This window comes from Adhaeribacter sp. (assembly GCF_057359045.1).
Genome location: NZ_JBMQUD010000068.1, coordinates 19,426 through 34,254, shown reverse-complemented (window position 1 = coordinate 34,254; position 14,829 = coordinate 19,426). Strand labels below are relative to the sequence as shown.

10 protein-coding genes are annotated in these 14,829 nt (G+C 41.0%); 7 read left to right on the top strand and 3 right to left on the bottom strand.

The features are described 5' to 3' along the window. Positions 1–193 precede the first annotated feature (193 nt). The 5 genes from ACO1R6_RS11280 (at position 194) to ACO1R6_RS11260 (ending at position 8,189) form a co-directional block, all read left to right on the top strand. Complete coding sequence (locus tag ACO1R6_RS11280) at positions 194–3,601, top strand: methylmalonyl-CoA mutase family protein (RefSeq protein ID WP_486264805.1); 3,408 nt, start codon at positions 194–196, stop codon at positions 3,599–3,601. A gap of 224 nt (positions 3,602–3,825) precedes the next feature. Continuing rightward, a complete protein-coding gene (locus ACO1R6_RS11275; protein WP_486264804.1) occupies positions 3,826–3,954 on the top strand; it encodes a hypothetical protein in 129 nt (42 codons plus the stop codon). A 609-nt stretch (positions 3,955–4,563) separates the two neighbouring features. Beyond that, a complete protein-coding gene (gene bamJ, locus ACO1R6_RS11270; RefSeq protein ID WP_486264802.1) occupies positions 4,564–5,187 on the top strand; it encodes a BamJ family beta-barrel-assembly machinery protein in 624 nt (207 codons plus the stop codon). 336 nt (positions 5,188–5,523) lie between these two features. Then, positions 5,524–7,470 (top strand): KUP/HAK/KT family potassium transporter, encoded by a 1,947-nt coding sequence (locus tag ACO1R6_RS11265; RefSeq protein WP_486264801.1) that lies wholly within the window; start codon positions 5,524–5,526, stop codon positions 7,468–7,470. 98 nt (positions 7,471–7,568) lie between these two features. After that, positions 7,569–8,189, top strand: a complete 621-nt coding sequence (locus ACO1R6_RS11260) for a C40 family peptidase (RefSeq protein WP_486264800.1) — start codon at positions 7,569–7,571, stop codon at positions 8,187–8,189. 487 nt (positions 8,190–8,676) lie between these two features. Here the strand turns inward: ACO1R6_RS11260 and ACO1R6_RS11255 are convergent, their stop codons facing one another. Then, entirely contained in the window at positions 8,677–9,060 is a 384-nt protein-coding gene (locus ACO1R6_RS11255) for a hypothetical protein (protein WP_486264798.1), read from the bottom strand. A 270-nt stretch (positions 9,061–9,330) separates the two neighbouring features. Between ACO1R6_RS11255 and ACO1R6_RS11250 the strand changes: the two genes are divergently transcribed. Further along, positions 9,331–9,759 (top strand): DUF2147 domain-containing protein, encoded by a 429-nt coding sequence (locus ACO1R6_RS11250; protein WP_486264797.1) that lies wholly within the window; start codon positions 9,331–9,333, stop codon positions 9,757–9,759. Between the two features lie 111 nt (positions 9,760–9,870). On the opposite strand, the gene ACO1R6_RS11245 is transcribed toward ACO1R6_RS11250, so the two are convergent. Then, a complete protein-coding gene (locus tag ACO1R6_RS11245) occupies positions 9,871–10,353 on the bottom strand; it encodes a hypothetical protein (RefSeq protein ID WP_486264796.1) in 483 nt (160 codons plus the stop codon). Positions 10,354–11,006: 653 nt separating this feature from the next. Next, positions 11,007–11,645, bottom strand: a complete 639-nt coding sequence (locus tag ACO1R6_RS11240) for a cytochrome c oxidase subunit 3 (protein ID WP_486264795.1) — start codon at positions 11,643–11,645, stop codon at positions 11,007–11,009. Between the two features lie 634 nt (positions 11,646–12,279). Here ACO1R6_RS11240 and ACO1R6_RS11235 point away from each other — a divergent pair. Next, positions 12,280–14,823, top strand: a complete 2,544-nt coding sequence (locus ACO1R6_RS11235) for an alkaline phosphatase D family protein (protein ID WP_486264793.1) — start codon at positions 12,280–12,282, stop codon at positions 14,821–14,823. Positions 14,824–14,829: the final 6 nt, after the last annotated feature.

Sequence of the window (14,829 nt, the reverse complement as noted above, 5' to 3'; positions counted from 1 at the left end):
CAAAAGCTTAGGTTAAGGTTTTGTATTAAGGTGAGTAGTTATTGGAAAGCAGCGCTTAAACAGGATTTCTATATTTGAAATAATTTATCTGAAACGTTCTTAAAGCAGCAGTTTTGAATATTTTTAAAATTCCGTGACCATTTTACTTATTTTTGTTCGTTTAATAGAATATACAGAATAGCCCAAGCCTGAAATGCCAGCACTACAAACAAACATATATAAACCTGTTAATCATATTCGGATTGTAACCGCCGCTTCTTTATTCGATGGGCATGATGCCGCCATCAATATTATGCGGCGCATTATCCAGGCGTCCGGGGCCGAAGTCATTCATCTGGGCCACAACCGCTCGGTGCAGGAAATTGTAGACTGCGCCATCCAGGAAGATGTGCAGGCTATTGCGCTAACCTCCTACCAGGGCGGGCATTTAGAATATTTTAAATATATGTACGATTTGCTGCAGGAACGCGGCTGCGGACATATTAAAATATTTGGCGGCGGCGGCGGCGTAATTCTGCCATCTGAAATAGCAGAACTGCACGGTTACGGCATTGCCCGCATTTATTCTCCCGACGACGGCCGCGCGATGGGCTTACAAGGCATGATTAATGATATGCTACAACGCTGCGACTTCCCGACCGGCCAAAACCTGAACGGCGAAGTAACGCACCTGAAAGAAAAAGACGCCAAATCGATTGCCCGCTTAATTTCTGCGGCCGAAAATTTTCCGGAAGAATACGAGAAAGTAAAAGCCCAATTAATAAATATCGAGGAAACCCGGACAACGAATAACGAACAACGAACAACTCCGGTCTTAGGCATCACCGGCACCGGCGGCGCGGGTAAATCTTCTTTGGTAGATGAATTGGTGCGCCGTTTCTTAGCGGATTTCCCCGAGAAAACCATTGCCATTATTTCCGTGGACCCCTCCAAACGCAAAACCGGCGGCGCTTTGTTAGGTGATAGAATCCGGATGAATGCCATTAGCAACGAGCGGGTGTATATGCGCTCGTTGGCTACCCGGCAAAGCAATTTGGCTTTAAGTAAATATGTGCAAGATGCCGTAGATATTGTAAAGGCCGCCAGTTTTGATTTAATTATTTTGGAAACCTCCGGCATCGGGCAATCGGATACCGAAATTATTGAGCACTCGGATATGAGTTTGTACGTGATGACGCCGGAATACGGGGCCGCCACGCAACTTGAAAAAATTGACATGCTCGATTTTGCCGATGTAATTGCCCTGAATAAATTTGATAAACGCGGCGCGTTGGATGCGATACGGGACGTTAAAAAACAATACAAACGCAACCACCAGCTTTGGGACACCCCCGATGAGCAAATCCCGGTTTTTGGCACTATTGCTTCGCAGTTTAACGACCCCGGCATGAACCAACTGTACCGGGCGGTGATGCAGAAAATAGCCGAAAAAACCGGCGTCAACTTTGATTCGCAATTATTGGCAACCGGCGAAATGTCGGAGAAGGTCTATATTATTCCGCCCAGTCGCACCCGGTATTTATCCGAAATATCCGAAACCAACCGCAACTATGATAAGTGGGTAGAAAAGCAAGCCGATATTGCTCAGAAATTGTACGGCATCCAAAAATCAAAAGAAGCGATTCAGGCCTTAACCCTTGAAGATAAAGACCGCTTAGTTAAACAACTTGACCAGGCTTACGCCGAATTGGAACTGCAACTGGACGGGCAGAATAAAAAGCTACTGGAACGCTGGCCGGAAAAAGTACAGTCGTACAAAAACGAAGATTTTATCTTTAAAGTGCGCGATAAGGAACTGCGGCTGAAAACGCATACCAAATCGTTATCGCAGCTCGATATTCCCAAAATTTCCCTGCCGCGCTACGAAGCCTGGGGCGATTTATTAACCTGGAATTTACAGGAAAATGTGCCCGGCGAATTCCCGTACACCGCCGGGGTGTTTCCATTTAAGCGCGAAGGCGAAGACCCCACCCGTATGTTTGCCGGCGAAGGCGGTCCCGAACGTACGAACCGCCGTTTCCACTACGTGAGCTTAGGCTTGCCTGCCAAACGCTTGTCAACGGCTTTCGATTCGGTAACCCTTTACGGCGAAGACCCCGATTTTCGGCCGGATATTTATGGCAAGATTGGTAACTCCGGCGTTTCGGTTTGCTGCCTGGATGATGCTAAAAAATTGTACTCCGGCTTTAACCTCGCCGACCCGAAAACTTCGGTTTCCATGACCATTAACGGTCCGGCGGCGGTCTTAACCGCTTTCTTCATGAATGCCGCCATCGACCAGCAGTGCGAACTTTATGTTAAACAAAACGGACTAGAGGAAGAAGTAAACCAGAAGATAGAAGAAATATACAAAGCAAAAAACCAGCAACGGCCGCGCTACCACGGCGAACTGCCGGAAGGCAATGACGGTTTGGGCTTAATGCTGCTGGGCGTTACCGGCGACCAGGTTTTACCTAAAGAAATCTACGAAGATATAAAAGCCAAAACCTTAGCGGCAGTGCGCGGCACGGTGCAGGCCGATATTTTAAAAGAAGACCAGGCGCAGAATACCTGTATTTTCAGTACCGAGTTCTCGTTGCGCTTAATGGGCGATGTGCAGCAATATTTCATTGATAAAAACGTCCGTAATTTTTATTCCGTGTCGATATCGGGTTACCACATTGCGGAAGCGGGCGCTAACCCGATTTCGCAGCTGGCTTTTACCCTGGCCAACGGCTTTACCTTTGTGGAATATTATGTGAGTCGTGGCATGGATATCAATGCCTTCGCCCCTAACCTTTCGTTTTTCTTCTCGAACGGCATCGACCCGGAATATGCCGTAATTGGCCGCGTTGCCCGGCGCATCTGGGCCAAAGCCATGAAGCTGAAGTACGGTGCTAATGCGCGTTCTCAGATGTTAAAATATCACATTCAAACCTCCGGCCGCTCGCTGCACGCCCAGGAAATTGATTTTAACGATATCCGCACCACGCTGCAAGCCCTGTACGCCATTTACGATAACTGTAATTCCCTGCATACCAATGCTTACGACGAAGCCATTACCACGCCCACCGAAGATTCCGTACGCCGCGCCATGGCCATTCAGTTAATTATAAACCGCGAATTAGGCTTAGCTAAAAACGAAAACCCGCTGCAAGGGTCTTTTATTATTGAAGAACTAACCGATTTAGTGGAAGAAGCTGTTCTGTTGGAGTTCGACCGGATTACTGAACGCGGCGGTGTGCTGGGCGCGATGGAAACCATGTACCAGCGCGGCAAAATCCAGGAAGAAAGTTTGTATTACGAAACCCTGAAACACACCGGCGAATACCCAATTATTGGCGTAAATACGTTCCTAAGCAGCAAAGGCTCCCCTACCGTTATACCATCGGAAGTCATCCGGGCTACAGAAGAAGAAAAGCAGTACCAGATTTCCATGTTGCAAAACTTACACGCGGCTAATCAAGATAAAACGGAGGAAGTGTTAGCGAACCTGAAGAAAGTAGCAGTGGCGAATGAGAATATCTTTGCCCAGATGATGGAAGCTGTGAAATATTGTTCATTAGGGCAAATTACGCATGCCTTGTTCCAAGTGGGCGGACAGTACCGACGGAATATGTAACATATTATAGAAAATAAAACTAGGTAAGAGAAAGGCTGAAACGGCAATTTTTAACAACTTTGCTATTTTAGGCCTTAATAATTAACAATTTATTAAATAGGCTCTTGTTTTTAACTAAAAAATTTTTTATTTTAGAATATAAAATTTAATATATTCTTAACATTCCGGTATAACAATATTTATAAATACCCGTTATATTAGTATTGTTATTAAAAGCATTCCCCATGAAAAATATAGTTACACTTTCCTCCTTTTTGGTTCTGGGCACGCTGGGTTATCTCGTTAAAGTTTGGATAACTCCTGAAGACATTCAGTTAAATTTAGCGGATGAAGACATTCACCTCTATTTGTAATTTCAAAGACATTAAATAAAAGGTCCGCTTTCCAGAAGGAAGTGGACTTTTTATTTTAAAAGTATTTGCTATTGCTATATTAATCGTACGTTTAGCCTTCGCTTGTTATCTAAATATCCTTTACAAAGTAAAATCAATCCATTTCCGTGTTTTAAGCAATAGTAATCATACACCGCTTTCCTAATTATACCTGCATCACTCCAGACATCTTTGGTATGTATATGATAAATCAGGTAGCGATATTCTTTTACTCTTAAGAAGCTGTTTAATATTTTAAAAATAGCATGTACGTTTGTCCTTGCTGTGTCTTTTCACCAGCAAATGATCGGGCAAAAGCTAAAAGAATGGCATGATAACACCACCAATGGCTGCAGTTTCTATTATCTTTTAAAACACTAAATGAGTTTTAATTAAAGTTACTTTCTACAAAATCAAACCCCATATTTCATCCCTTAGATAATATTCTTTAACCTTTCGTCCACAATATTTAAGCTCATAATCGAAAACCTCCCATCTTGCCCTGCGTTGAACAAGAAAAGACAGGTTGGCTACTATTGTTTATATTCGCGCCGGCAAACACAAACCTTTATAAGCCCAATTTAAAAAACTATGAAATTTGAGAATTTAAAAGACCGTATCAGTTACATTATTGGTCGCGACATGGCAACTAATTTCCAGAAACAAGGCCTGGATATCAATCCCGATGTTTTTGTACAAGGATTGAAAGAAGTAATGAGCGGAACCAAATCGAACCTAAGTCAGGATGAGGTACAGGAAGCCATGCTGGAATTACAGCAATTGATGCAATCGCGACAATCTGCTTCGCATAGCCGCATAGCCGAAATTAACCAACAAGAAGGAGAAGCTTTTTTAAACGAAAATAAAAATCGGGAAGGTGTAATTACTTTACCCAGCGGCTTGCAGTACCAGGTAATAAAAGAAGGTAACGGTAAAACTCCCGGTCGTACCGATAAAGTTACCACCCATTACCACGGCACTTTAATTGATGGAACTGTATTTGATAGTTCGTATGAACGCGGCCAACCCGCTACTTTCCCGGTAAATGGCGTTATTTCGGGCTGGACCGAAGCGCTTATGAAAATGCAGGAAGGGGCCAAATGGCGGTTATTTTTACCCGCTAACTTAGCTTACGGTGCCCAAGGCGCCGGCGACGATATTGGCCCGAACGCTACTTTAATTTTTGATGTAGAATTATTATCTGTAAACAAATAATTTTTTTTCTCGGGAGAACCTAAAGGGCAAAGACTTAAAAAACCTTTGCCCTTTATTTTTTAATTTATTATACTATTAAATTTAAATAATGCATTCTAGCCTTTAATAGTAACTACCATGCTAATAAATAGTTAATATCTAAACAGGCACATGGTATTTTAACCAGACGTTAAATTTTTATGAAACAATTTTAATTCAATTACAACTTTAAAGAAAGTGCGTAAATGAGCAGGTAAAAAGATTTTAAAAATATTTTTAAGGTGCATTAATATCTGCCCCAAATAGCAATATATTCCAGATTTCTGTTTTACCTTTGGCCGAAATTTTTTTGCATTTATGTCGGAAAACCATTCTGCGCACCGGATTTCAACTGCCGGTTTATTAATATCACTCGGAATTATTTACGGTGATATTGGCACTTCTCCGCTTTACGTAATGAAGGCCATTATTTTAGGGGGTGGCAATGTAATTAATTTAGATCTTATTTACGGCGGCATCTCCTGTATCTTCTGGACCCTCTCGCTACAAACTACTTTAAAATATGTTATTTTAACTCTAAGGGCCGATAATAAAGGCGAAGGTGGTATATTTTCGTTGTATACGCTGGTGCGCCGCAAAGCCAAATGGCTCACCATTCCGGCTATTATTGGGGGGAGCGCGCTCTTGGCCGATGGCATAATTACGCCGCCAATTTCGGTTTCTTCGGCTATAGAGGGTTTACGAATAGTATACCCCGATATACCTACCGTACCCATTGTAATTGCCATTTTAACGGTTCTTTTCCTGCTACAGAGTTTTGGTACCCAGATTGTTGGCAAAACTTTCGGGCCTATTATGCTGGTGTGGTTTCTGATGCTGGGTGTGTTAGGTCTGGTAAATATTTTACACCATCCGGAAGTTTTAAAAGCTGTAAACCCGTATTATGCTTATAAGTTGTTGTACGATTATCCGGGTGGGTTTTGGCTGTTGGGTGCCGTATTTTTGTGTACTACCGGGGCCGAAGCCTTATACTCCGATTTAGGGCATTGCGGCCGGGGCAATATTCGCATCAGCTGGATTTTTGTAAAAACCTGTTTGTTGCTCAACTATTTTGGTCAGGGGGCCTGGCTTACCCTGCATGTTGGCGAGTCGCTCTCCGCAAACAATAATCCGTTTTATGCCATTATGCCTTCCTGGTTTTTATTTATAGGCATAACCATTGCTACCATTGCTGCTATTATTGCCAGCCAGGCTTTAATTACCGGCTCTTTTACCCTTATCAGTGAAGCCATCCGGTTAAATATGTGGCCTAAAGTCCGGCTTATTTACCCCACCAACGTTAAAGGGCAATTGTATGTACCCAGCATAAACCGGTTGCTCTGGTTGGGTTGTGTAGCGGTAGTACTTTATTTTAAAGAATCCGAAAACATGGAGGCCGCTTACGGTTTATCAATAACCATAACCATGCTGGCCACTACCATACTGCTTAGCTATTATCTTTACCTTAAAAAGTTTTCACCATTAATTATATTTTTATTTTTAGCAGTATACCTGAGCATTGAACTCTCTTTCCTGGTAGCTAACCTCATTAAGTTTCCGCACGGCGGCTGGGTTTCGGTGGCCATTGGTCTCGCCTTGGTATCGGTTATGTATATTTGGTTAAAAGCATTTTATATTAAGCGGCGCTTAACCGAGTACGTTAAACTTAACCAATACGTAGAGTTTCTGAAGGAGCTAAGCGAAGACAATTCAATTCCTAAATATTCGACGCATTTGATTTTTATGACCAGCGCCGATCGCAAGAGTGAAATTGAATCGAAAATAATTTACTCTATCTTTCAGAAGAGACCCAAACGCGCCGATATCTACTGGTTTATTCACGTCGATACCATGGATGAACCGTATACTATGGAATACAAAGTGCACCACCTTGCTCCTAACGACGTTATCCGGATTGATTTTAAACTTGGATTTCGGGTAGAACAACGCATTAATTTATTTTTCCGGAAAGTAATCGAAAACCTGGTTAAAAATAAAGAAGTAGATATTACCAGCCGGTACGATTCGTTAAACAAAGCCAATGTAATCGGCGATTTCCGGTTTGTTGTTCTTGAAAAGTTTCTATCCCTGGAAAACGATTTACCTTTCCTGGAGAAATTAATTATGGAAGCGTACTTTTATATCAAAGAATTTACTCCTTCCGAAGATAAATGGTTTGGCTTAGATACCAGCTCGGTAAAAGTAGAAAAGGTACCATTAATTATTAATCCGGCCCGCGAGGTAGATTTGCAGAGAATTGAATAAATAAACCAGGTTTAAAGTAATTTCTCCGGAAAGTACCATTTGATTAACGTATTACTTCGTATATACCATACGTATTTTATTCACTTTAATGGTATCTTATGAAGTTTGCCTGGATTGTTTTTGGTTCTGTATTGCTACTCCTACTGGGTTATGGACTCTGGCAGAAAGATAATATCCGGCACGAAACTATTGCTTCGGATTCGCCGCAAACTTACGCCGATAACAGTCGAAACGGTGGCTTAAATTCGGATAAAAAGGAAAACTTATTTGATCGGGTTTTCAAAAAAAAGAATTCAAACAACAATTTAACCTTACAGGCTCCGGTATTAGCCGACAGCATTGTGGCTTATGGCTTAAGTTTAAGAGGCACTCCTTATTTACCGGCCGGTATTACCTGCGATGGCTTTGATTGCTCTGGTTTTATTTACCACATTTTTGATAAATATGGCATTGAACTTCCCCATTCATCGGCTTTATTGTTACAGCAAGGTTCGCCGGTGCCGGTACCCGAAGCCCGTAAAGGCGATTTAATATTATTTACCGGTACCAATCCGCAAGACCGCACCCCTGGGCATGTTGGCGTGGTAATTACCCAACCCGGCGAACCCATTGAATTTGTACATGCCTCCTCGGCTACCCGTAATGGAGGGGTTAAAATTAGTAAGGTAGACAGCACCGGCTACGCCCAGCGCTTTTTACAAATTAGAAGGGTACTATAAAAAAATACCTGATTGCCTTTTGGTAAAAACCAGCGGGCAATCAGGTAATAAATCCTAAAAATCTTACCAAGCCATAACCGGTTTTTAACCAGTAAGAATCTTATAATAAGATTGTCAGAATCAGGTTGTTTTGTCTATCAGACTTACGCCTGACCTTAAAACTTTAAACCAGTTGAAGGTACAACTTGATTCACGCTTGACAAAATTTGTTTCGGACTAGACATTTAGACCTCCTTTCTTTAAGTTCGACATCTCTTAACCGGGGTTTCCAAGCACCTTATGGATTCAGCCAGTAAGCCGTAGCACTCGCTACTATTCTATAAATATAAAATTTAGTTTTTAGGTTCAAAAATATTTGCACTTTTTTTTAACATATTTTATCTCATTAATTATTTTAGCTTAATCTGTTAAATATATAGAGTTTTTATATAGAATCAGAAAATTAAAAATTGCATTTTTAAAATAAAACTAACTGAATAACAAGCATTTACAAAACCGTTCTAAACCGGATTAAAATGAATACCCAGCAGCTAATAATAACGGCTTCGGCAACCGCATCGAGCAAATAAACATCGCTGATAATATCGTGGGTAGCATAATAAATATCTACGGCCATTAAACCCAAAGCACTGCCCATTCCCAGCAAAGCAATAGCCCCAGAATATTCTCGACGCCAGCCGGCAACGAGTAAAGTTAAACCAATTACTAAAATTAAAGCCGCTACTGTTTTTAACAGCCAGATATCTATTTTAGGCCCCGTAACAATTAAAAAGCTCTGTAAATGCACAAAGGGCCAAAGGCCAGTTAAACTAAAATAAAGCCCTTGCTGAATAAGCAGAATGGTTAAAGGTTTAGCAGGCTGTTTCGGCATAAATCATAAATTAAGTATTCAGACCAATAATAGGTTGATTTTCTATAAGTTTAACTTATACGGGCTGCTACTATATACAGGCTGCATTTTGGCGCAAAATCTAAAATTTTAAATAATTGCTTTCAATTTTAATTAAGATTTCGACGGGATAGCGGACGTTACGTATGCACCTTTTTGTATTATTCTTTTGGCTCAGTTACCGGTTGGTATTTTATTTCTTTTGAAAAGATGCTATATTTATAATTTAAAGAATTTAATATGCCTGCAAATATGCCTAAACTAATAGCTATTTTAGTATTATACTTTGTCTCGTGTGCGGCTAAAGCCCAAGATGTGCAACCCATTGGTACCTGGACCAATGCCGATAAAATGGCCCGTTTTGAAATTTATAAGTGTGGAGATAAACTATGTGGCAAAATTGCCTGGTTAAAAGAACCTACCCGGAACGGCAAACCCAAAACCGACGACAAAAATCCGGATGATAAACTCAAAGGCCGGCCCATTTTGGGTATGGTATTTATGAAAGACTTTACTTTTGCCAATGATACTAAATGGGAAAACGGCTCTATTTACGACCCGCAGAGCGGTAAAACCTATGATTGTTATATAAAACTCCTCGATAAAAATAAACTGGAGGTAAAAGGCTATATTGGCATTTCACTCATTGGCCGTTCGCAAATCTGGACCCGCGTGCAATAATTTAAAATCAGTTAGTATTCTGTTTTAAGTTACAAACTCATATAATATTACTAAGTAAAAACAAACGCACAGCTTAAGCAGCTGTGCGTTTGTTTTTACTTAGTAATATTTTTAAAAGATAGATTCAATGCGATATTTTTTATCGCGGAAAGTAAATTCTTCTCCCTCGGTTTTATTAACCATGGCTTTAAACAAAGGCGACATGGCCGAAATGGCAAAATATTTTTCACCATCAACGGTAATCTCACCTAAACTCACCGAAATAAAAAATTTCTCCAGGTTGGTAATAATTATACTACCCAACATAATATGTTTATTTTCTTTAGTAGCCACTATGCGGCGCAGAATAGATAAACTTATTATGGCTTCGTCTAGCTGTTTGGCAAACATATCGCGCTGAATCTGACAGGCTTCCCGAAAAGATTCGAATTTATCTTCTAAAGCGCCCTGGTGCTCATTCGCACTCTCCTGGGCTTCGTCCATGGCACTTTTGGCCGTCTGGATCTGTGAATTCTGAATTCTTAAGCACTCAGTGAGCAGCTGTTGTTTCAGAACTAAATTTTTTGCGGGTTTAGTTAAAGTATCAGATGTCATAGCGGAGTAATTTTAGCGTAAAAAAATTTCCTTATTCGCAAAAAGATTGATAAATGTTACCTGATTATCTATAGCCACCTATTTATTTCTGACAGTCTGGCCCAGATATTCTAAAGGCATTTAGAAAATAACCTTTAAATGCCAAATATGTTATTCTAAATTAAAATTATTTTTTAATTTTTGTGTAGTTATAACATAATTTATTGAACTCGTTTTGTGCTTTCCATAATGGGCTAATTGTTGCCATGGGTGGTATTATCACACCAATCTTATAGCTTTCATCCAACTACGTGCCGGTGAAAACACGCGGTAAAGGCAAACGTTCATGTTATTTCCATAAATATTAAACAGCTTCATTGTACATATTTGATAACTAAGCTGTTTAGCCTTAAATAATTGGCGACACAACTGCCCTGAATGGATAATAAATAGTCTTACATTTTTACTTGTAAACGTGCCTGGATTACTTAATCCGGGAATACCGTATTGCTAATCCCCAAGCATAAAATTTGAGGTTAACCGCTCTATTTAATTCCCGGGCGCAAAACTCAGCGGCCGGCTAACCAAATCAGCAAATATTATTTAAAAGCCCTTGGGTTTTGTAAAGAAGAAAGAATATGAAAGAAAATTCTTACGGCAATTGTTGGCGTAAATTAGGCTTTAAGGGTAAATACAAAAACCAGGAACAGAAACACCCATATAGCATCCATAAAATGCCAGTAAATGTGTAATAGTTTAATTTGTTGCCGTACATAAGGGTTGCGTATGTACAACAACATCCGGATGGGATCAGAGGCTGCGTGTTGCGTTTTAAAATAAAGGAAAGACATAAACAAAAACCCACCCAGTAAATGAACCGCATGTAACGCCGAAATAAGGTAAATATAAGTGCCCGCAGCTAAGCCCCTAAAACTAATACCACTCAACGATATTTCGTACCAACTGGCTACCTGCACCACCACAAAGCCTAACCCCAGCAGCATGGTTAACAAAAATGATTTTTTGAGCTTAACCAGGTTGTCTTTTTTGTAATGGCGCGGCGCATTGCCAATGGTATAGCTGCTGAGTAAAATTAAAATGGTACTTAAGCAAAAATATTTAGGTAAGGTTAGCTTTAAAAAACTGGTGTCGTAAGATTTGGTTTGTAAAAAAGCAACTACCAGCATCAGAAACAAAACCCCAATACCCATTAAAGCCAGATACAGCATCATCTCGAAGGGATGAATTTTCTCTATCCGGGAAAAAGCGGAATCTTTAGAGGAACCAACTTTATTTTTTTTATCAAAATTCATGCTTTCACTGGAAATACATACCCTGTTTATACATTAGACAATCAGGCGAATAAAAGGTTTTAAATGGCTTTTCCCTGTAATTTTCTATACTGGAAAATCGTGGGATAGTTTAAGAACTTTAGCCTGATACTGCAGATTTTAGCCGATAATCAGGTGTTTACCTTTGTTGTAGTTGGCTTACCTAAACTTGCCCGTAAAAATAATTTATAAATGTACCCGAGTACCAACTGTATTATAACTGCAAAAATCGGGTGGTTATTTTCTGAAGCTTAAGAAAATATAATCACCCGCCGAGGAACGTACATGGGTAATCAGTTAACATATATAGGGCTAATTAAATAAAATTTAACTTAAATAAATAACTTTTTTAAAGATTATTAAACCCTTTATTACCTGGTGGTTAAAGTATTTGATATTAGCTTAATAAACGCATACAAAAAAATATATACCCGCTTGCCAGAATTGCTTATTTTTTTGATGAGGTTATGCCCCTTATAGCGTTTGTAGGTATAAACTGCTGAATCAGTAAACTTTCATATTCCTCTAATTAGCAGATTACACTAGCTACTTTTATCATCTGTTTTACAGCAAGTTATTAATTGTAAACTAACCTTTTATTTAAAAACAAGGTAAAATGACTTTTAATCAAAGAAGAAGCTTCTTTAAAAAGTTAGGCTTAAGCCTGGCTACTTTGTCTGTTCCTACAAGCGGGTTTTCCTTTTTAAAAATTTCTCCTTTTCGTTTACCCCAAGAGCCTTCTCCGGCAACGGCATTTACCGATGATTTTTCGCAAACAAATAACCGGGTCTGGCCAGGCGAAAAATATATTTCTATACCCTTAGAAGATTGGGAGGTAAAAGATGGCCGTATGCTATGCCATGGCGCGCAACCTAATTCCCGGGTAAATATTTTAACCCAAATATTACGGGCCGGCAATGGCGAAATCCAGATGTCGGCCAATATGGGTTTACAAAATACAACTAAACCAAACGCTACAAACGGTTCGGTTGGTTTCTCCATCGGCATTCAGGACCCCGTTGATGCGGACATTAAATCTTTATGTTATTACGGAAAAGGTATACCGGCAGGCATTTCTCTTAAAGGCCAAGTATTTCTGGCGCAGGTAAGTAAGCCGCTGCCGGCCAACTTCGATTATTCAGATTTTAATCTCACTCTAAAAGGACAACGGGTAAACAACACTTCCCAACTGACTTTAACAGTGCGCAGCAAAAACGGGCAAATCGCCACCGTTACGCACCAACTTACCGAAGATTTTACAGGCATAACGGCACTGGTAAATAATTTTGAAGAAAAAAATGGCGCCCATTTTTGGTTCCGGCAAATACAATTGGCTGGTTCTAAAACCGAAAATAAACCAGAGCAGGCTTTTGGCCCTATTCTATGGACCATGTATACGCTTTCGCAGGGCACCTTAAAATTAATGGCCCAAATGCCGCCTCTATCGGCTCAGGACAATCAGGAAGTAGAATTGCACCTGCAGCGAGGAAATAATTTTGTAAAGGTGGCTTCCCAAAAGATTGATCCGGCTGCTTTAACGGCACATTTTACTTTGAACAATTGGGATAATACGATGGCAGTTCCTTACCGGGTGGTTTACCAGAATAAAGGCCAAACCTATACCTATGCTGGTTTAATCAGGGCTGAACCGCAAAACCGCCCTTTGGTATTTGGCGGTTTAACTTGCCAGGAATGGGGCGGCTATCCTTATAGTCCTTTAGTAAAAAACCTGCAAAAACATAACCCCGATATACTTTACTTTTCCGGCGACCAACTATACGAAGGCAATGGCGGCTACCCCATCAAACGCGAACCTGAAGCTACTGCTATTTTGAGTTATTTAGGCAAATGGTACATGTTTGGCTGGGCTTTTGACCATATTATGCGCGATCGTCCTACCATTTGTACCCCCGACGACCACGATGTTTTTCAGGGGAATTTATGGGGTGAAGAAGGCAAAACGGTTCCACCGGACCAATGGGAAAAAGTGAAAGATGCGCACGGGGGTTACGTACAAACGCCCCAAATGGTAAATGTAGTAGCTAAAACCCAGTGCGGTCATTTGCCCGCGCCCTACCAAAAGCAACCTTTAGATTCCGGCATTTTAACCTGGTATACCAGCCTTAACTACGGGCAGGTTAGTTTTGCCATTATCAGCGACCGCATGTTTAAATCAGGGCCTGAAATGGTAAGAAACGGCACTGGCCGTTTAGATCATATTAAAGAGCCGCTGCAGCCCAATCAGCTAGAAAAATCTGGTTTGCAGTTAGTCGGGCAAAAGCAAATGGACTTCTTAAAACATTGGGTAGAAGACTGGCACGGCACCCAAATGAAAGTATTACTTTCCCAAACGTTGTTCTGCAATGTAGGCACCCACCACGGCAACGACAAAATGTTTTTGTACGGCGATATGGATTCGGGCGGCTGGCCTAAACAAAACCGCGACGAAGTTTTAAAACTAATCCGGAAGGCTTTTGCTTTTCATATCAACGGCGACCAGCACCTGCCTTTCTTGGTTCAGTACAGCTTAGAGGGAGCCCGCGACGGCGGCTGGACCTTCTGCACGCCGGCCATATCTACCGGCTACATTCGTTGGGGCCAACCCGACAGTGTAAACATGCCGCACACCCACCGTCCCGAACATGGTTTACCTAACACCGGGCTGTACCAGGATATATTCGGCAATCAAAATTTTGTTTACGCAGTCGGGAATCCACTCGATGATTACCAGAATAAAAACCGTTACCAACGGGTGCAAAATAAATCATCGGGATTTGGTTTAATTACTTTTGATACCGGCAACCGCACCATTAAAATGGAGGCCTATCGTTTTCTGGCCGACAAAGACAAACCGCAGCCCGACGATCAGTTTCCGGGTTGGCCCTACGTGATTAAGCAAACCGATAACGATGGCCGCCAACCTTTAGCCTATTTACCCCAGCTACAAATAAACAAACCAGACCAGGTAATTAAAATAATTCACGAGCAAGACGGTGAATTAGTTAATATTTGCCGCATGAAAGGCCAAACCTTTCAGCCGGAAATTTACCGCGATGGCACTTACACGGTAACAGTTGGCGAAGGGCCTAATCAAAAAATTATTAAGGGTTTAAAACCTAGTAAAAAGCCAGGCAAAAAATCCTTGACGGTTCAGGTATAAAAAGAA

Excerpts from the sequence above, each read along its gene's own strand:
- ACO1R6_RS11280 (WP_486264805.1), top strand. The coding sequence starts at position 194 with ATGCCAGCACTACAAACAAACATATATAAACCTGTTAATCATATTCGG.
- ACO1R6_RS11275 (WP_486264804.1), top strand. The coding sequence starts at position 3,826 with ATGAAAAATATAGTTACACTTTCCTCCTTTTTGGTTCTGGGCACGCTG.
- bamJ (WP_486264802.1), top strand. The coding sequence starts at position 4,564 with ATGAAATTTGAGAATTTAAAAGACCGTATCAGTTACATTATTGGTCGC.
- ACO1R6_RS11265 (WP_486264801.1), top strand. The coding sequence starts at position 5,524 with ATGTCGGAAAACCATTCTGCGCACCGGATTTCAACTGCCGGTTTATTA.
- ACO1R6_RS11260 (WP_486264800.1), top strand. The coding sequence starts at position 7,569 with ATGAAGTTTGCCTGGATTGTTTTTGGTTCTGTATTGCTACTCCTACTG.
- ACO1R6_RS11255 (WP_486264798.1), bottom strand. The coding sequence starts at position 9,060 with ATGCCGAAACAGCCTGCTAAACCTTTAACCATTCTGCTTATTCAGCAA.
- ACO1R6_RS11250 (WP_486264797.1), top strand. The coding sequence starts at position 9,331 with ATGCCTAAACTAATAGCTATTTTAGTATTATACTTTGTCTCGTGTGCG.
- ACO1R6_RS11245 (WP_486264796.1), bottom strand. The coding sequence starts at position 10,353 with ATGACATCTGATACTTTAACTAAACCCGCAAAAAATTTAGTTCTGAAA.
- ACO1R6_RS11240 (WP_486264795.1), bottom strand. The coding sequence starts at position 11,645 with ATGAATTTTGATAAAAAAAATAAAGTTGGTTCCTCTAAAGATTCCGCT.
- ACO1R6_RS11235 (WP_486264793.1), top strand. The coding sequence starts at position 12,280 with ATGACTTTTAATCAAAGAAGAAGCTTCTTTAAAAAGTTAGGCTTAAGC.